At 72.1% G+C, this 17,685-nt stretch carries 18 protein-coding genes and 2 pseudogenes; 13 read left to right on the top strand and 7 right to left on the bottom strand.

Annotated features, from left to right (window positions below):
• The first annotated feature begins 171 nt into the window (after nt 1-171).
• On the top strand, nt 172-300 hold the full coding sequence (locus tag O7599_RS00240) for a hypothetical protein (RefSeq protein WP_281619994.1): 129 nt from the start codon (nt 172-174) through the stop codon (nt 298-300).
• A 168-nt stretch (nt 301-468) separates the two neighbouring features.
• Nucleotides 469-2,067, top strand: coding sequence for an MFS transporter (locus tag O7599_RS00235; protein ID WP_281619993.1), 1,599 nt, complete (start codon nt 469-471; stop codon nt 2,065-2,067).
• Between the two features lie 73 nt (nt 2,068-2,140).
• On the opposite strand, the gene O7599_RS00230 is transcribed toward O7599_RS00235, so the two are convergent.
• Together O7599_RS00230 and O7599_RS00225 are read right to left on the bottom strand one after the other, a co-directional pair.
• Complete coding sequence (locus tag O7599_RS00230; protein WP_281619992.1) at nt 2,141-3,094, bottom strand: sigma-70 family RNA polymerase sigma factor; 954 nt, start codon at nt 3,092-3,094, stop codon at nt 2,141-2,143.
• A 5-nt stretch (nt 3,095-3,099) separates the two neighbouring features.
• On the bottom strand, nt 3,100-4,338 hold the full coding sequence (locus tag O7599_RS00225) for an FAD-dependent oxidoreductase (RefSeq protein WP_281619991.1): 1,239 nt from the start codon (nt 4,336-4,338) through the stop codon (nt 3,100-3,102).
• A gap of 170 nt (nt 4,339-4,508) precedes the next feature.
• Here O7599_RS00225 and O7599_RS00220 point away from each other — a divergent pair, with 170 nt between their 5' ends.
• Nucleotides 4,509-6,140, top strand: coding sequence for an MFS transporter (locus tag O7599_RS00220; protein ID WP_281619990.1), 1,632 nt, complete (start codon nt 4,509-4,511; stop codon nt 6,138-6,140).
• The gene (locus O7599_RS00215) at nt 6,137-6,796 is read left to right on the top strand and encodes a TetR/AcrR family transcriptional regulator (RefSeq protein ID WP_281619989.1); all 660 of its coding nucleotides are present in this window, start codon (nt 6,137-6,139) and stop codon (nt 6,794-6,796) included. Before O7599_RS00220 ends, O7599_RS00215 begins: the two co-directional genes overlap by 4 nt.
• Nucleotides 6,797-7,100: 304 nt before the next feature.
• On the opposite strand, the gene O7599_RS36835 is transcribed toward O7599_RS00215, so the two are convergent.
• The 3 genes from O7599_RS36835 to O7599_RS00205 form a co-directional block, all read right to left on the bottom strand.
• Complete coding sequence (locus tag O7599_RS36835; RefSeq protein ID WP_348652583.1) at nt 7,101-7,220, bottom strand: hypothetical protein; 120 nt, start codon at nt 7,218-7,220, stop codon at nt 7,101-7,103.
• A gap of 113 nt (nt 7,221-7,333) precedes the next feature.
• A complete protein-coding gene (locus tag O7599_RS00210) occupies nt 7,334-7,525 on the bottom strand; it encodes a hypothetical protein (RefSeq protein WP_281619988.1) in 192 nt (63 codons plus the stop codon).
• 110 nt (nt 7,526-7,635) lie between these two features.
• Nucleotides 7,636-7,971 (bottom strand): hypothetical protein, encoded by a 336-nt coding sequence (locus O7599_RS00205; protein ID WP_281619987.1) that lies wholly within the window; start codon nt 7,969-7,971, stop codon nt 7,636-7,638.
• A gap of 130 nt (nt 7,972-8,101) precedes the next feature.
• Here O7599_RS00205 and wrbA point away from each other — a divergent pair, with 130 nt between their 5' ends.
• The 7 genes and pseudogenes from wrbA to O7599_RS00170 all read left to right on the top strand — a co-directional run bounded on the left by wrbA (nt 8,102) and on the right by O7599_RS00170 (nt 13,731).
• Nucleotides 8,102-8,722 carry an NAD(P)H:quinone oxidoreductase gene (wrbA, locus tag O7599_RS00200; protein WP_281619986.1) on the top strand — a complete coding sequence of 207 codons (621 nt, stop codon included), beginning with the start codon at nt 8,102-8,104 and terminating at the stop codon, nt 8,720-8,722.
• Nucleotides 8,723-8,961: 239 nt separating this feature from the next.
• A pseudogene (locus O7599_RS00195) lies at nt 8,962-9,423 on the top strand (methionine adenosyltransferase domain-containing protein); the annotation flags it as partial.
• A gap of 119 nt (nt 9,424-9,542) precedes the next feature.
• Entirely contained in the window at nt 9,543-10,526 is a 984-nt protein-coding gene (locus O7599_RS00190) for a carbohydrate kinase family protein (protein ID WP_281619985.1), read from the top strand.
• An 88-nt stretch (nt 10,527-10,614) separates the two neighbouring features.
• Nucleotides 10,615-10,785, top strand: a complete 171-nt coding sequence (locus tag O7599_RS00185; RefSeq protein WP_281619984.1) for a hypothetical protein — start codon at nt 10,615-10,617, stop codon at nt 10,783-10,785.
• 123 nt (nt 10,786-10,908) lie between these two features.
• Entirely contained in the window at nt 10,909-11,325 is a 417-nt protein-coding gene (locus O7599_RS00180; RefSeq protein WP_281619983.1) for a hypothetical protein, read from the top strand.
• Nucleotides 11,326-11,509: 184 nt separating this feature from the next.
• Nucleotides 11,510-13,033: a DHA2 family efflux MFS transporter permease subunit gene (locus tag O7599_RS00175; protein ID WP_281619982.1), complete on the top strand. Its 1,524-nt coding sequence runs from the start codon at nt 11,510-11,512 to the stop codon at nt 13,031-13,033.
• Between the two features lie 350 nt (nt 13,034-13,383).
• On the top strand, nt 13,384-13,731 hold the full coding sequence (locus O7599_RS00170) for a polyprenyl synthetase family protein (protein ID WP_281619981.1): 348 nt from the start codon (nt 13,384-13,386) through the stop codon (nt 13,729-13,731).
• 177 nt (nt 13,732-13,908) lie between these two features.
• On the opposite strand, the gene O7599_RS00165 is transcribed toward O7599_RS00170, so the two are convergent.
• Entirely contained in the window at nt 13,909-14,796 is an 888-nt protein-coding gene (locus O7599_RS00165; protein ID WP_281619980.1) for a sigma-70 family RNA polymerase sigma factor, read from the bottom strand.
• A gap of 723 nt (nt 14,797-15,519) precedes the next feature.
• Here O7599_RS00165 and O7599_RS00160 point away from each other — a divergent pair.
• Nucleotides 15,520-15,710: pseudogene (locus tag O7599_RS00160) on the top strand (BBE domain-containing protein); the annotation flags it as partial.
• Nucleotides 15,711-15,825: 115 nt separating this feature from the next.
• Here O7599_RS00160 and O7599_RS00155 read toward each other — a convergent pair.
• Complete coding sequence (locus tag O7599_RS00155) at nt 15,826-16,173, bottom strand: VOC family protein (RefSeq protein ID WP_281619979.1); 348 nt, start codon at nt 16,171-16,173, stop codon at nt 15,826-15,828.
• A gap of 344 nt (nt 16,174-16,517) precedes the next feature.
• Here O7599_RS00155 and O7599_RS00150 point away from each other — a divergent pair, with 344 nt between their 5' ends.
• Nucleotides 16,518-17,642 (top strand): MFS transporter, encoded by a 1,125-nt coding sequence (locus O7599_RS00150; protein WP_281623663.1) that lies wholly within the window; start codon nt 16,518-16,520, stop codon nt 17,640-17,642.
• Nucleotides 17,643-17,685: the final 43 nt, after the last annotated feature.

Genomic DNA, 17,685 nt, shown 5'->3' with positions numbered 1-17,685 from the left:
CCCCGCCGGACCGGCACGGCAGCCGCCCCCCTTTCTTCCCGTCGACCGCCGGAGCCGGAGCGCCACCGGCTCCGGCGGTCGGCTGCTGCCGTCACCCGGCCGGCCGGACACGCCACCGCGCCCGCACCCCCTTGATGTCGCCTCTCAAGTGAAAGCAGCTATCATTTAGCTATGGCTGTCAAGAATCGCCTGCCGGTGCCGGCCGGACCGGTGGCCGCCGTCCGCGTCACGGGCCCGATACCCCAAGCCGTGACCGCCGAGGGCGGCGCCGCATGGGGGCGCCCGGCCGGTCACCGCTGACCGCCGGCGCGGCCCGGCGCCACCACCGCGGCGCCGCCACCTGACATCCGGGGCCCGCACCCCGCACCCCACCCCCCACCTCCCTACCTCCTCTACCTCCCCTGCATCCGGCGGCCGGTTGTTTTCCGGTGCCGGTGCTCACGTCACGCCCCCCGTTGAGAGGAATCCATGAGTACGAACCCCGAACAGGCGGCACCCGCCGACGGGAGCGGCGGGGATGCGCTGGACGCGCGTCGCCTGCGTCTGATCCTGATCACCGTCTCGATGGCGCTGATGGCCGTCCTCGCGTCCGTCTCCGGGCTGAACGTCGCCCAGACGCACATGGCCGTCGACCTCGACACCTCGCACGAGACGATCCTGTGGATCATCAACATCTACACCCTCACCCTGGCCGCGCTGCTGCTGCCGCTCGGCGCGATCGGTGACCGTCTGGGCCGCAAGCCCACACTGCTCGCGGGGCTGGGCCTCTTCGGGGTGGCGAGCGTGGTGGCGGCGCTGGCGCCGAGCGCCGAGATCATGCTGGCCGCGCGGGTGGTCAGCGGCATCGGCGCGGCGACGATCATGCCCATCACGCTGGCCGTCATCACCTCCACCTTCCCCGAGGAGCAGCGGGCGAAGGCGATCGGCGTGTGGACCGGTGTGGCCGGGGCCGGCGGCATGCTGGGCATGTTCCTGTCCGCCCTTCTCGTCGACGTCGCCGACTGGCGCTGGCTGTTCGCCCTGCCCGTGGCGCTGACCGTCGCGGCCCTGGCGATGACGATGAAGTCGGTGCCCAACTCCCACGAGCGTTCCGGCCACGCCTTCGACACCACCGGTGCGCTGGTGTCCACCGTCGCCGTGGTCGGCTTCATCTTCGCGCTGCAGGAGGGGCCGGAGCGCGGCTGGACCGAGCCGGTGATCCTGCTCGGCCTGGCCGCCGGCATCCTTGCCACGGCCGGGTTCGTGCTGTGGGAGCTGAGCCGCCGCGACGCCGCGCTGCTGGACGTGCGCCTGTTCCGCGAACGGGGCCTGGCCGGCGGGTCGATCATGCTGGTCGTGGTCTTCGGTGTGCAGGCGGGCACCTTCGTGGTCCTCTTCCCGTTCTTCCAGGCCGTGCTCGACTGGTCGGCGCTGCTGGCCGCGGCGGCGCTGATGCCCATGGCGATCACGATGATGATGGCCTCGAGCCTGGCGCCGAGGATGGCCACGCAGTGGGGGCCCCGCCCGACGATGGCCGCGGGAACCGTGCTGACCGGCGTCAGCCTGGCGCTCATGGCGACGTTCGTCTCCGTCGACGACGGCTACCTGTCGATCCTGCCGGGCCTGGTCGTGATGGGCGTCGGCCTGGGCCTGACGATGGTGCCCTCCACCGAGGCCATCACCCGCTCGCTGCGGGAGGAGAAGCAGGGCGTCGCCTCCGCCCTGAACGACGTCACCCGTGAACTGGGCACCGCCCTGGGCGTCGCCATGCTCGGGGCCATCCTGACGGCCGGCTACCGCAGCGCCATCGACGACGAACTGACCGGTGTGCCCGAAGGGGCCGCGGAGAGTGCACGGGAGGGCGTCGCCAACGCCATCGAGGCCTCGGGCAGCGCGGGCCCGCAGGCACCGGGCCTCATCGACGCGGCACGGCAGTCCTACGTCGACGGATGGCAGCAGGCCATGTGGGTGGGCGTCGTCGTCATGGCCGTCCTGCTCGTCTACATCGTCTTCCGCGGCCCGGACAAGCCCGCCCCCGAGCCCGTCGCGGACAAGGCGGAGGGCGCCGAGGCCGTAGCGGCCGGATGACCCGGCGGCGGCACGGGCCGGTACCCGCGAAAACGCCGGAAAGCCCCCGGCGGCGGGGATCCGGCGCGGCGGGTCACCACGCGGCGATCAGCGGCGTGTCCGGCCCGTGCCGCCGCCAGGCGCCGGCCAGGCGGGTCAGACGGCCGGGTGCGGCGATGCCGCACACCGCGGCGATCCTGCCGTTGCTGAGGTCGAACGCCACGGCGCCGACGACGTCCTGGCCGCGCACGGCCAGCACGGCGGGGGAGCCGTTGACGTACCCGTAGTGGAAGGCCAGGGCGCCGCCGGCGAACCGCCGCCGCGCGGCGGCGGGGGCGAACCCGGCCCGCGCGACGGCGGCGATGCGCTCCGGGGTGTCGTAGCGCAGCAGCCTGGTGGTCAGCCCCGCGCCGTCGGTGACGGCGGTGGCATCGTCGGTCAGCAGCGCCACCAGATGGTCGGTGCGCCCGGAGGTGGCGGCGGCGAGGAACTCCTCGACGATCCTGCGCGCGGACGCGGGATCGGCCGCGCTGCCGCCGTGGCGCGCGGCGGTCAGGCGCCGCCGGGCCCGGTGGAGGTGCTGCTGGCTGGCGGATTCGGTGATGCCGAGGATCTCGGTGATCTCCGCGTGGCTGCACGAGAAGGCCTCACGCAGCACGTAGACGGCCCGCTCGACGGGGGAGAGGTGCTCCATCAGCGTCAGCACCGCCAGCGAGACGGACTCGCGCTGCTCGAAGGTGTCGGCGGGGCCGAGCATGGGGTCGCCGTCCAGGAGCGGTTCGGGCAGCCGGACACCGGCCGCGCGTTCGCGGCGCGCCTGCGCCGAGCGGAGCCGGTCCAGGCACAGATTGGTGACGATCTTCGTCAGCCATGCCTCGGGGACCCGGATCCGCCCGCGGTCGGCGGCCTGCCAGTGCAAGAACGCGTCCTGCACGGCGTCTTCCGCGTCGGCGGCGGAGCCGAGCAGCCGGTACGCCAGCGAGGCCAGCCGGTCGCGGCTGGCCTCGAACCGGCCCGTGTCGAAACGGTCGGTGGCGGTGCTGTCCACCCGGATCACCCTAGGCGGCTGCCGGCGCTCTGCCCGGTACGCTCCCGCGGCGTGGTGGCCAGCCGGCGCCTGCGGGTCGGCTTGCCGAGGGTCGGGTGGAAGACACCCCACATAGAGCCCTTCAGGACCCCGGCCTTGATCCGGGCCGCCATCCGGCCGCCCAGGTAACCGGACCTCGCCCGCGCCTGGTCGTCGACGAGCTGCAGGATGCCGTCCCGCCGGCCGAGGCTGATGTGGTTGCCGAAGTAGTCCATCCGGGTGTTCGCCACCGGCCGCCCGGTCAGCCGTGCGGTGATCGCCTCGACCGCCTGCCGGCTGGTGGAGCCCGCCGAGGCGCACGACATCGGCATCGGCAGCCCGTTGTCACCGGTCGCATGGACGCTGTCACCGACGGCGTAGACCTCCGGGTGGGAGAGCGAGCGCATGGTGCCGTCGACGACGATCTGCCCGCTTGCGGTGGTCTCCAGGCCGCAGGCGGCGGCGATGGCCGGGACGGTGAACCCGGCGGTCCACACGGTCGCATCAGCCTCCAGGAAGCTGCCGTCGGCCGCGCGCACCCGCGCCGCTTCGACGGCATCGACGCAGGTGTGCTCCCGGACGGTGACACCCAGGCGGTGGAAGGTCTCGTGCAGGTGCTGGCGGGCACCGGCCGAGAGCTGGGCGCCCAGCGCACCGCGGGCCGCCAGCGTGACCGGCAGCCCGGGCCGGGCCTCGGCGATCTCGGCGGCCGTCTCGATGCCGGTCAGGCCCTCGCCGACGACCAGCACGGTCGAACCGGCGGCCAGACCGTCCAGCCGTTCACGCAGCCGCAGCGCCGCGGGACGGCCGGTGACGTTGAAGGCGTGCTCGGCCACGCCCGGAACGCCGTGGTCGGCGACGTGACTGCCCAGCGCGTAGACCAGGGTGTCGTAGCCGAGGGTGTCGTGGGCGAGGGTGTCGTGGGCGGCGCTCCTGGCGCCCGGCCCGCCGGTGACCGAGACGGTCCGCCGCGCGGGGTCGACGGCGGTGACGCGCCCCAGCCGCAGCCGTACCCCGGTGCCCGCGAACACGTCCGCGAGCCTGCGCGCCCGGATCTGCTGGCCGGTCGCGAGCTGGTGCATGCGCAACCGCTCGACGAAGACCGGCTCCGCGTTGACCACGGTGATCTCGGTGTCCGCGGGGGACAGGCGGCGGGCCAGGTTCCCGGCCGTGTAGGCCCCGGCGTACCCGGCCCCCAGGACGACGATGCGGTGCTTGCGGTACATGGCATTGCTCCTGTTTGTTCGCTTACACCCCTTGAGCGAAGCAATGCCGGGATTCCTGACAGGATCTCACTGTGACGCACGTCACATTCTGCCGCCGGAACGGGCGGAAGGCGCTCCGCGCCGCTCACAAAAGCCTGTAACTCTCAACTGAGAGCTGCTATCGTTTAGGCATGGCCGTCAAAAACCGCTGGTTGGCGCTGGTCGGTCTGACGATCAGCGTCCTCGTCATCGGATTCGACACGACGATCCTGAACGTCGCGCTTCCCACGCTGGCCGCCGAGACCGGCGCCTCCGCGGGCGAGCTGCAGTGGATCATCGATTCGTACGCTGTCGTCTACGCTGCCGCGATGCTCCCGGCGGGCCTTCTGGGTGACCGCTTCGGCCGACGCAAGCTGCTGATCACCGGTCTCGTGATCTTCCTCGGCGGTTCCGTCATGGGAACGTTCGTGGACACGCCGGGCGCGCTGATCGGGGCCCGTACGATCATGGGCCTGGGCGCCGCGCTGATCATGCCGCTGACGCTGTCGCTCATCCCGACCCTCTTCAAGGGCGAGGAGCAGACCAAGGCCATCGCGATCGTCACCGTGGGTGTCTCGATCGGTCTGCCGCTCGGCCCTCTGATCAGCGGCTGGCTGCTCGACCACTTCTGGTGGGGCTCGGTCTTCGTCATCAACATCCCGCTGGTCGCCGTCGGCATCCTGGCCGCCGTCCTGCTGATCCCCGAGACCAAGGACCCCACGGCCCCCAGGATCGACATCATCAGCGCGGTGCTGGGCATCCTCGGCCTGGGTGCCCTCGTCTACGGCGTCATCGAAGCGCCCGCCGAGGGCTGGGGCGACCCCGTCATCCTCGCCACCATGACCGGCGGCGCGCTGATGCTCGTCGGCCTCGTGCTGCGCGAGAAGCGCCAGCCCCGCCCGATGGTGGACCTGGAACTGCTGCGGAACCCCACCTTCGGCTGGAACACGCTCTTCCTCATCCTCGGCATGTTCGTCTTCATGGGCCTGCTGTTCGTGCTGCCGCAGTACCTCCAGGTCATCCAGGGCAACGACGCCTTCGGCACCGGCCTGCGCCTGATGCCGCTGATGGCCGGCATGATCGTCGTCGCCAGGATCGTGCCGCCGCTGTCCGTCAGATTCGGCACCCGCCCGCTGGTGGTCACCGGTCTGCTCATCATGTCCACGGCGATGTTCATCGGCAGCGCCACGGACGAGAACACCGGCTACGGCTACGCGGTGGTGTGGATGGTCCTGGTCGGCCTGGGCACCAGCATGGTGATGGTGCCGGCCCTGGACACCGCCCTGGGGGTGCTGCCCAAGGGCAAGGAGGGCACCGGCAGCAGCCTGAGCACCACCCTGCGCCAGGTCGGCGGCGCCGTCGGCATCGCCCTGCTGGGCAGTGTCCTCAACGCCGTGTTCACCAACGAGATCGACACCGGCGGGGTGCCCGCACAGGCGGCCGAGACCGCCGAGGAGTCCGTGGTCGCCGCGCAGGCGGTCGCCGCGCAACTGGACATGCCGCAGCTCGCGCAGTCCGCCGAGTCCGCCTTCGTCAGCGGCATGAGCGCCGTGCTCCTGATCTGCGGCATCGCCGGCGTCGTCGCGGCCGTCCTCGCCGTCCTCAAACTCCCCGACAGCCGGGAGAACAGGACCGCCGAGGACAAGCCGGCGGACACCGAAGACGTCACCCTGGACAAGACCGACACCAAGCCCGGCGCCGAGACCGGTGCCGGGGGCGAAGAGAAGGCGGGGCAGCCGTTGACCGAGGCGCTGTCCGACGCGGCGGACGGCGCGGGCAAATGAACCAGGTCCCCCAGGCGGCGACCGACGCCGCGGTGCCGGCGATCACCGGTGCGGAAGCCGGCCTCGGCCTGCGCGAGCGCAAGAAGCTGCGCACCCGCCAGGCGATCCGTGCCGCGGCCCGCCGGCTGATCGACGAACGCGGCTACGACGCGACGACGATCGAGCAGATCGCCGCCGCCGCCGAGGTCTCGCCGAGCACCGTCTTCCGCTACTTCCCCAGCAAGGAGCACATCGTCCTGACGGACGACTACGCCAACTTCACCATGGCCTTCCTGCGGGAGCGCCTCACCGACGAACCCCCGCTGGCGGCCATGCGCGGGGTGCTGACCGACATGGTGCGCGGCTTCGCCGAGGACTTCAGCGAGGACTACCGGTGGCGCCGGCAACTCGTACGCCAGGTGCCCGCGGTGCGGGCCCTGGTGGGCGAGTCCCAGGACAGGTGGATCGACACCGTCAGCGAGGTGCTGGCCGAACGCGCCGGCGTGCCCGCCGACAACCTCGAACTGCGTGTCCTGGTCGGCGCCGTGACCGGCGCACTCCACCAGGTGCTGTGGGGAGACCGCGGCGAGGACACCGACCTGGTGGCGATGATCCAACGAGCCCTGGTGGTGCTGGAGGCGCCCGATTCCTTCGGGCGCCCCGGCACCACCGGATAGATGTCGCGTGACGTTTCCCCCGGCGACACGCGACAGGGCCTCCCGGCACTCGGCACCGAGTGCCGGGAGGCCCCTGCACCGGCAGCGCCGGCACACCCGGCCCCCGGACCGGCCCCGCGGCCGGCACCACCCCGACACCCCCGCGAGCCGGAGCCGGACGAAAGCAGCAGCCCACACGACGTACACCCCACGGACCGGAACCGGGAGCGGGGCCGGGGCTTGGCGGCGGATGCCGGACGGCGCCCGGCGCGTGAGCGCCGGCCCGGATCCCGCCGTAGCCAAAACCGGGCCGGCGGCGGTCAGTTCACGCGGGGTCGGGCTCGCCGAACCAGCGGCGCAGCGCCTCGTCGAGACCGGCCGGGTCGGCGCCCGCCCAGGCGACGTACCCGTGGGGGCGGGCAGCGTACCGGCCGGAGTGACCCACGTCACTCAATGCCGAGCTTGGCTTGAAGGAGACGTGCGTGTCACTATTTCTGCACGCCTGGCCTGCCTGAAAATGAAACAAGATGGCATTTTTGGGGCCGTAGGCTGATTCGTTTAGACGACATCCAGAACCTTGATGTGTTCGGCCGGCTGCTTGCGCCCTATGGCGTTCGGCACGCCGGCGCATTCCCCGCCGCGGAAGCCACTCCCGGCGAGATGTCCCAGGTAGCGGCCGGTTTCCGGATCCGTGGAAGAACCGGCGCCGTACCCGTGTCCCTGCACGGCCGACGCCGCCGCATGCGCCACCGCCAGGCGGATAACCGCCAGTGCACATACCGCCGGACGCCTGCCTTCCGGCTGCCGGCCAAGCGGAACGCCCCACTGAATTCAGTCCCACTGAATTCAGCCCACTGAATTCAGGCGGCGTGGGCGACCGGTTCACCTGCCTCAACGGTGACTTCCCCACCACCGACTTCGGCACCGCACGCTACGGCGTCGCGGTCTACTCCCACATCGCCCACCGGGAAGGGCCGGAGAGCAACGTCGAGGTGTTCAGCAGGCTCCGCCAAGCCCTCAAGCCCGGCGGCACCCTGGTCGTCAACGACTACGTCGTCGACGACCGCAGCGGCCCGGCCTTCCCGCTGATCTTCGCCGCCGAGATGCTGCTGAAGAGCAAGAAGGGCAGCACCTGGCGGCGGAGCGACTACCACGAGTGGCTGACCAAGGCCGGCTTCGAGGACGTCGCGTTGCACTCCGCGCCGCCCGGGACCCTGGTCGTCGCCCGCTGGCAGCACCCCGGGATACGGGTCCCACCCCCTGAACTGCAAGGCAGTTGTTGTCTTCGGCCCTGTCCAGACGAACGGCTAACGAAGGAAACCGACCATGGCACCCGTGAACGTCTCGATCATCTACTACAGCTCCACCGGCAACGTGCACACCCTGGCGCAGGCCGCCGCCGAGGGCGCGGAGAAGGCCGGGGCGACCGTGCGCCTGCGCAAGGTCCGCGAGATGGCGCCGCCGGAGGCCATCAACTCCAACCCGGCCTGGGCCCAGCACATCGAGGCCACCGCCGATGTCACCGAGGCCACCCTGGAAGACCTCAGTTGGGCGGACGCCGTGCTCTTCGGCACCCCCTCCCGCTTCGGCAACGTCGCCAGCCAGCTCAAGGCCTTCATGGACACCACCGGCCGCCTGTGGCAGCAGGGCGGCCTTGCCAACAAGGTCGTCTCGGCGTTCACCGCCAGCGGCACCGCGCACGGCGGCCAGGAGGCCACCATCCTGGCGCTGAGCAACACCTTCTACCACTGGGGCTGCATCATGGTGCCGCCCGGCTACACCGACCCCATCCAGTTCCAGACGGGCAACCCCTACGGCACCTCGCACGTCGCGGGTATCGGCCCCGGCGGCTCCGGCCCCGACGAGGCCGTCTTGCAGTCGGCCCGGCACCAGGCCCGGCGCGTCGTGGACACCGCCGCCGCCCTGAAGGCCGGCCGCTCCGCCTGACCGATCGCCTGACCGATCACCACCGCAGGCGGGCGCGTCCCCTTCTTGTGTCCCGGGGCGGGCGCCCGCCTGAACCTACCGACGTCTGCGGCACCTGTGCCATGCGCCGCAGGCGGCGTCCTCTCTCTTCCCGCGGGGAAACGCGGGGCCGCCGCGGGGTACGGGCCCAGAGGAGAACTCGTGAACATCACTTGGTGGATCGTCGCCTCGGTGCCGGGGCGGCCTGCCGGTCCGAGGGCGGCGGCCCCGTGGGCGACGCCGGCCTGACCGGCCGCAAGATCATCATCGACACCTACGGCGGCATGGCCCGGCACGGCGGCGGCGGCTTCTCCGGCAAGGACCCCTCCAAGGTCGACCGCTCCGCCGCCTACGCGATGCGCTGGGTCGCCAAGAACGTCGTGGCCGCCGGGCTGGCCGCCCGCTGCGAGGTCCAGGTCGCCTACGCCATCGGCAAGGCCGAGCCGGTCGGCCTGTTCGTCGAGACCTTCGGCACCCACACCGCCGCCGTCGAGAAGATCGAGGATGCCATCGCCGCGGTCTTCGACCTGCGCCCGGCCGCCCTCATCCGCGACCTGGACCTGCTGCGCCCGATCTACTCCCAGACCGCCGCCTACGGCCACTTCGGCCGCGAGCTGCCCGACTTCACCTGGGAGCGCACCGACCGCGCCGAGGCCCTGCGCCAGGCGGTGCGGGCAGCCTGACCGGCCGTCGGCCCCGGCCGTCGCGCCGCCCGCCTGTGTATCCCCTTTCGAGCCCGCCGGGCCCCCTGCGGCCCGGCGCCGGCCGGATCGTCTTGCCCCGGAGTCCAAGGAGTACTGCTGTGCGTATCGCCGTGACCGGATCGATTGCGACCGACCATCTGATGGTGTTCCCCGGGCGGTTCGCCGACCAACTGATCAAGGACCAGTTGGAGCGGGTCTCCCTGTCGTTCCTCGCCGACGGGCTGCAGGTGCACCGCGGTGGCGTCGCCGCCAACATCGCCTTCGGCCTCGGCCTGCTGGGCCTGGACCCGGTCCTGGTGGGCGCGGCGGGCAAGGACTTCGCCGAGTACGACGCCTGGCTGCGGGCCAACGGCGTCGACACCTCCGCGGTACGGGTCAGCCAGACCCTGCACACCGCGCGTTTCGTGTGCACCACCGACCAGGACCAGAACCAGATCGCCACCTTCTACGCCGGCGCCATGGCCGAGGCCGCCCACATCGACCTCGCTGAAACCGCCGCGCGCCGCGGCCCGTTCGCGCTCGTCCACATCGGCGCCGACGACCCCGCCGCGATGCTGCGGCACACCGCCGCCGCCCACCTCCGGGGCCTTCCCGTGGCGGCCGACCCCTCCCAGCAACTGGCCCGCATCGACCGCGAGCAGGCCCGCCGACTCGTCGACGGGGCCACCTGGCTGTTCACCAACGCCTACGAGTCCGCGCTGCTGCGCGAACGCACCGGCTGGAGCGAGGACGACCTCCTGGACCGCGTCGGCACCTGGATCACCACGCAGGGCGCCGACGGGGTGTCCCTGGCCCGCGCCGGCCAACCCCGGCTGCACGTACCGGCCGTGCCCGCGGACAAGATCGCCGACCCCACGGGCGCCGGCGACGCCTTCCGCGCCGGTTTCCTGGCCGGCGTGGTGTGGCAGTGGCCCGACGAGCAGTCCGCCCGGCTCGGCTGCGCGCTGGCCACCACCGTGCTGGAGTCGGTCGGCACCCAGGAGTACAAGCTCCTGGCCCCGGACCTGATCGCCCGCATCGCCCGGGCCTACGGCAACGACGCGGCCGGCGCGCTGGAACCCCGGCCGGCAGGCTCGCTGTGAGCGCGGATCGGCGCCGGCCCGCAACCCACGCGCGGGCCGGCGGCCCGTACGCGTGCGACCACAACCGCTACGGAAGAAGGCCGGTGACATGACGCCAGAAGCCACGCTGGCTCGGCTTCGCGACTACATGGTGGGCCCGTCCCGGTTCATGACCCTGCTGTCCTGCTTCGAACTGGGCCTGGTCGACGCGCTGCGCGGGCGGCCCCGGACCGCGGCCGAGCTGGGCGAGGTGGCCGGCGCGAAGCCGGCCGCCGTGTAACAGCTCCTGCTGCTGGTCAAGGAAGGCTTCGCCGCCCACGACGAGACCTCGGGCACCTACCGCCTGGACGCCCTCGCGGGCGTCGCCGAGAAGGACCTCGACCGGGCACTCGCCGAGCTGGACATGATCAAGGCGGTCACGCTGCGGCAGTTGTGCTACCTCACCGAGAGCGTGCGGACCGGCACGACGGTGGGCCTGAAGGAGCTCTACGGCTTCGACGGCGCCCTGGGCGAGCTGCCGGAGCTGCGTGAGCCGTGGGCGAAGCCGATGAACACGGTCACCGCCCACGTCGATCCCTGGTTCTTCTCCCAGGCCGGCATCCCGGCCGGCTCCCGGGTGCTCGACCTGGCGGGGAACACCGGCCTGGGGGCCGTCAACACGCTCCGCCTCTCCGGTGCGTCCGGGCTGAAGGTGACCACCTTCGACCTGCCAGGAACCGAGCCGGCTGCCGGCCCTGTGATCCTGCCGGCCGCGGCCCCCTCCGAAACCCCTCCGAAACCCCCTCCGAAACCCTCTCCCGTCACCCGGGCGACACGGTGAACACCGAGGTCAGCGCGGTGCGTCACATCTGTGGAGATTGCTTCGTCAGCAGTGCTGAGAGGGACACCAACCCGCGCACCGGCACGGCGGGCGACCCGTCGGTCCCGCCCTGCGTCGCGGGCCGGTGAGCCGCCCGGGTGGGCGGAGGCCCCCGGCCTGGATCATTCGGAGGAACGAGTCAGGTATGAGCAGCACAGACAAGGAAGCGCAAGGCGGGAGCGCCCTGGCCGACGCCGACCCGCGGCGGTGGACGGCGCTGGGCGTGCTGACGGCGATGCAGTTCATGCTCATGATGGACGTCACCGTCGTGAACATCGCCCTTCCCGAGATGGAAAGGGATCTGGACTTCTCGCCCGGCGGCCTGGCGTGGGTGGTCAACGCCTACGTGCTGACCGCGGGCGGTTTCCTGCTGCTGGGCGGGCGGCTGGCGGACATGTTCGGCCGCCGCAAGATCTTCGTCACCGGTGTGCTGGTCTTCGGCATCTCCTCGATCGTGTGCGGCGCCGCCGCCAACTCCGGGATGCTCGTCGCCGGCCGGTTCGTCCAGGGCTTCGGTGAGGCGCTGGCCGGCCCGGCGGCGCTGGGCCTGATTCCGGTGCTGTTCCGCAACGCCAAGGAGCGCACCAAGGCGCTGGGCATCTGGGGCGGCGCGGTCGCGGTGGGCGGCGCGGTCGGCTCGGTCGTCGGCGGCGCGCTGACCGACCTGGTGGACTGGCGCTGGATCTTCTTCATCAACGTTCCCGTCGCCGTATTCGCGCTGATCATGGTTCCCCGGGTCCTCCCGGAGAGCCGCATGACCCGCGCCTCCGGCAAGAAGATCGACGTGGTCGGCGCCGTGTCCGCGACCGGCGGCCTGGTCGCGATCGTCTACGGCCTGCTGCAGGCCGCCGACGACCCGTGGGGCTCCACGCAGGTGCTGCTCCCGCTGTTCGGCGGCATCGGCCTGCTGATGTTCATGGCCGTGTGGGAGTCCCGCGTCCCCGACCCGATGATCCCCCTGCGGTTCTTCACCAACCGCACCCGGGTGACGACCAACGGCGTCAGCGTCCTGGCGCTCGCCGCCTTCTACACCTACGCCTTCCTGCTGACCCTGTACCTGCAGCAGGTCCTCGACTACTCGCCGATGGAAACCGGTCTGGCCTACATTCCGTTCACCGTCGCCATCGGCATCGGCATGGCCATCTCGACGACGCTGCTGCCACGCATCGGCGTCAAGCCCATCTTGATGATCTCCTTCCTCGGCAGCGCCGCCGGCCTGGTCCTGGCCGCGGGCGGCCTGGCCACCGACGCGTCCTTCGTCAGCGGGATCATGCCGGGCCTGCTCGTGTACGGCTTCTTCAACTCCGTCGGCTTCCCCGCCCTGACCAACGGTGCCCTGCACGAGGTCACCGGCCAGGACGCGGGACTGGCCTCCGGCATGCAGACCGCCATGCAGCAGGTCGGCGGCTCTCTCGGCCTGGCCACCCTGGTCCCCCTCGCGCTGCGCTACGTCAACGACCACGTCGCCGACGGAGACCTTCCGCAGATCGCGCAGACCGAGGGATACGCGCTGGCGCTGCGCGCCGCCGCCGGCGTCCTGGTCGTGGCGACCCTGCTCGTGCTGCTGCTGATGGACAAGGTGGACTCCCGGCCGCGTGACGCGGTCGCCGAGGCCACCGAGGGGGCTGCTGCCGAAGAGGAAGCCACCCGCGCCCCCGCCTCCTCCTGACCGGCACCCGCACCGGCACCCGCACCGACACCCGCTGAGGCACCGCACCGCCCCCGGGCACACGCCCCCGGGGGCGGTGCGCTGTCCGCAACCCCCTGGCCGGGTGCCGGCCAGGCACGTGTGAACACCGAACCTGCCCCCGGGGGTTACCCACCGCGTGGCGTGTCCCGGCATCGTGCCGCTCGGAGCCTGAAGGCAGGCCGCGGGCGTGCCGCGCGGCCCGCCCGCGGCCTGCGCACGCGCAGGACCCGCCCTGTCCGCGCCTACACCATCCATCGCCCCCTGGTGGTGGGGGCGAGTGTTGCGGGGCGCAGCGATCTCGTCCCGGCCTTCGAGGAGTACGGCCAGGCGTGGGGGAGGCGTTCCAGCTTCGCGACGACCTGCTGGACGCCTTCGGGGACTCCGCCGACACCGGCAAGCCCGCGGGGCTGGACTTCGCCCAGCACAAGATGACGCTGCTGTTGGGCTGGGCGATGCAGCGTGACGACCGTATCCACAGTCTGATCACCGAGCCGGGCCACACTCCCGACGAGGTGCGCCGCCGTCTGGTGGACACCGGTGTTCCCGGGGACGTCGAAAGGCACATCGCCGGGCTCGTCGAGCGGGGGTGCAAGGCCATCGCCGACGCACCCATCGGCCCGGCCTGGCGGGACGACCTGAAGGACCTGGCCATGCGGGTCGCCTACCGGAACGCGTAACCCGCCGGCGGCCACAGCCCGCCTGCCAGAGGCCGCCCGGCCTGTTCTGTCTCGTCGGGTTCTCCTGCCGTTTCTCCTGCCGTCCCGCCCCGGACCTTGGGTGTGCGGTCACATCTGTGCCGCGCGGTTCGTCAGACAGGCAGGGCCGCCCGCGCGGTTCTCTGCACCGCGTGACGGTTACCTCCCCCGGCGCCGTCCGCGGTGCGGCGGCCCCAGCACCGCCAGGTCCATGCCGCGCAGTTGTTCCGGGTCGGTGACGACGTCGATCTCGCGGATCTTCCCGTCGGTGATCTCGAAGGTCATCGCGCGCAGGCCGCCGTTGTCCTGCTGGGCGAGGATCCCGAGGGCTCCGTCGACGAGTGCGAGCCAGGCGACCTGCAGGAACGGTGCGAACGAGGCCGCTCCCTTGGCGACTGCCACGGAGCCCAGGGCCACCGGCAGGCCGTTGTTGCGGGCCACGGCGTCGGGGTCCAGGACGGCGACCAGCGCGTCGAAGTCGCCGTCGCGTGCGGCGGCGAGGAACGCCTGGACGACCTCGCGCTGCGGCGCCGCGGCGGGGTCGGTCGCCGGCCGGCCGGCCCGTACCCGGTGCCGCGCGCGGCTGGCGAGTTTGCGGGCCGCGGCCGGGGTGCGCTCCACGATCACGGCGACCTCGTCGAAGGGCACGCCGAACATGTCGTGCAGGACGAACGCCAGGCGTTCTGCGGGGTCCAGGGTCTCCAGGACGACCAGCAGTGCCTGGCCCACCGAGTCGGCCAGCAGCGCGTTCTCCTCGGGGCCCTCGTCGTCCAAGAACGTGGCCACCGCGGGGACGAGTTCTTCCAGGGAGTCCTCGCGGCGTGCCCGGCGCTGGCGCAGCATGTCCAGGCACACCCGGCCCACCACGGTGGTCAGCCAGCCCCGCAGGTTGGTGATCTCGTCGTCGTAGGAACGGCTCAGCCGCAGCCAGCACTCCTGTACGGCGTCTTCCGCCTCGGTCGGTGAGCCGAGCATGCGGTAGGCGACCAACCGCAGATGCACCCGGTTTTCCTCGAAACGATCGGCCAGCCATTCAATCTCGTTCATCGCCGCTCCTCTTGGGCCTCGGCACCTCCGTCTGGGCTGCCATTCACCGCGCGATGCCCACGCGTTCCCGGTGTCCGGCCGGCCGGGAGGCAGCCGGCGGCCGGGCTCGGGGATGCGGGCGGTCACGGGTTCCTGAGACCGCGGAGTGCTCTTACTGCACTGACGAGCGGGGGAGGTGAGGTTGTGACCGGCGGCCGGACCTTCCTGTCCGGCCACGCGCCCGCGGACCTCCGGGTCGCCTGTTCGGCCCCGTGCCCGCAACCCACGAGCCACCAGGTGCCACCGCCCCGGCCCCGCGCGGCCCCGCGCGGCTCGTCCGGGCGGGCTTGCGGTCCTCTTTCGAGCCTGCCTCGACCGGCGCAGGGCTCCGGCTCCACCCGCGGCGGCCGGCCCGCCCCGGCCCGCCACGCCCCCACCGGCCTGCACCGGACGGGGGCCGGGCGCCCGGCCGTGCAGGTGCGTGACGGGAACGCTTCAAGTGGAGCACGGGCAGGGCGCGGGGCTCTGCCGCATAGTCTGCGTACCGGTTCGCCGGAGAACGTGACGCGGCCGCCGAGTACGCCCGGCCCGGCGTCCCCCCACCCCGGGATCAGCAACGTAACAGCCGAACCACGCCGCCTGCTCAGCCCGCGAGTTCCTCGCGGGCTGTCCCCGGCAGGCGGCGTCCCCCATCGAAAGACAGTGCACCATGGGCGCCTGGTCCAGAACTGGGGCGACTGGCGCGAGGTGACCGACGGCTGCTACGTCAACTACCCGGACATCGACCTGAGCGACCCGCAGTACAACACCCCCGACGTGTCTGGCAGGAGCTGTACTACAAGGACAACTACGCCAGGCTCCAGCAGGTCAAGAAGAAGTACGACCCGCGCGACTTCTTCCACCACAGCCAGTCCATCCAGCTCCCCGCCACCTGAAAGGGGGGAGCAAACCGGCTGAAGGGCGGCCGGTGGCACAAGGCCACCGGCCGCCCCGGCCGGAAAACAACGCCCGCGCCTGTCCGGCCCGAGGCGGGCCGGCCGGGCCCTGGGGTCAGCTCACTGGATTCTCGATCAGCGTGACGCGGTTGCCGTCGGGGTCGTCGAGGGCGGCGAACCGGACGCCCCGCGATCCGGGCTGGACCTGCCCGGGGGCGAGGCCGCGTTCCGCGAGGTCGGACAGCGCCCGGTCGAGGTCGTCGACCACCAGGTTGAGCAGGGATGCTCCGGCGTGGTCCGGGGACTGGAAGACCTGGACCCAGCCGGACGGCGACAGGTGCCAGTCGGCCAGCCCGGGCATCGGCCTGGCGTCCGCCGCACGGCCGAACAACTGCTCGTACCAGGCCACCGCGGGCTCGACATCGCGCACCGGCGCAACCGCGAGGACGTGTGTGAAGGTCATGGGGGCCATCCTTTCGCCGACCTGAGCCGTACGTGTGGTACCGACTCGCGCCGTACCGAAGACTCATCGCAGGCACGGCGGACGGGGTGTGCGTCCACCCAGGTGAGCTGCACGCGCGCCTCCCGGGACCGTCCGGCGCGGTGGGGTAGGCAGGCGGGGTGAACTCCCTTTGACGGACACCTGTGCACGTCTGGTGCGGGAATGGGCCCTTCCCCGGAAGGAATGCGATGGCCGACCACAGGGCCACGGGCGTCGGGTGACGCGTGGCCGACCGCGAACTCCACCGCCGTGCGCGGGCCTGGCGGCCGGGATATCCGGCGGCGGCGGGTGTCTTCGCGGCGGGCATGCTCGGCACGACGCTGCCGACCCCGCTGTACGGGCTCTACCGGCAGCAGATCGGTTTCTCCGAGCTGATCGTCACGGTGGTCTTCGCCGTCTACGCGCTGGGTGTCATCGCCGCCTTGCTGGTGGCCGGTGACTTCTCCGACATCCTGGGGCGGCGGCCGGTCCTGCTGTGCGCCGCGGCGCTGGCCGCGGGCAGCGCCCTGTGCTTCGTGTTCGAGCACGGGCTGCCTCAACTGTTCGCAGGCCGGGTCCTTTCCGGCTTCTCCGCGGGCCTGTTCAGCGGCACGGCCACCGCGGCCGTCCTGGACCTGGCGCCGCCGGGGCGCCGCTCCCGGGCCGCCTTCGCGGCGACCGCCGCCAACATGGGCGGCCTGGGCCTGGGCCCTCTCCTGGCCGGCATCCTGGCCCAGTACGCGCCCTGGCCGCTGAAACTGCCGTTCCTGGTGCACCTGGCCCTCATGGCACTCGCCGCCGCGGTCGTCTGGACGCTCCCGGAAACCGTGCACCGCACCCGTCCCCGGCCCGCGCTGCGCCCTCAGGGCATGACGATCCCCCCGGCCGTGCGCGGGGTGTTCGCGCCCGGTGCGCTGGCGGGCTTCGCCGGTTTCTCCGTGCTGGGGGTGTTCACCGCGGTCGCGCCAGACTTCATGGCAACGGTGCTGGGCGTCCGCAATCTCGCGGTGGTCGGCGCCGTCGTCTTCTCCGTCTTCTGCGCCTCGACCGCGGGCCAGTTGCTCATGGGCCGCCTCGGCCCGGCCCTGGCCCTGCCCTGGGGCTGCGTGGTGCTGGTCCTGGGCCTGGTGCTCATCGGCGTCTCGCTGCTGGCGGAGTCGCTGGCGATTCTCGTCGTCGGCGCCGTCACCGGCGGCGTGGGCCAGGGCATGTCCTTCCGCGCGGCTCTGACGGTGATCGGCGCGGCGGCGCCGGAAGAGCGGCGGAGCGCGACGCTCTCGGCGTTCTTCGTCTTCGCCTACGTGGGGATCTCGCTGCCCGTGGTCGGCGTCGGTGCCCTGACGCTGGAACTGGGGGTACGCGACGCCGGGTTGGTGTTCGCCGGGTGTGTGATCCTGCTCGTCTCCGCGGTGGCCGCCTATCTGAGACCGCGCCGGTCTGCGGCCCGCTGACCGCCGACGACATGTCGCTTATCGGTGGATGAAGTGTCGCTCA

This window comes from Streptomyces sp. WMMC500 (assembly GCF_027497195.1).
In the GTDB taxonomy this organism is placed as follows: domain Bacteria; phylum Actinomycetota; class Actinomycetes; order Streptomycetales; family Streptomycetaceae; genus Streptomyces.
This window is presented reverse-complemented; position numbering and strand designations above follow the sequence as displayed.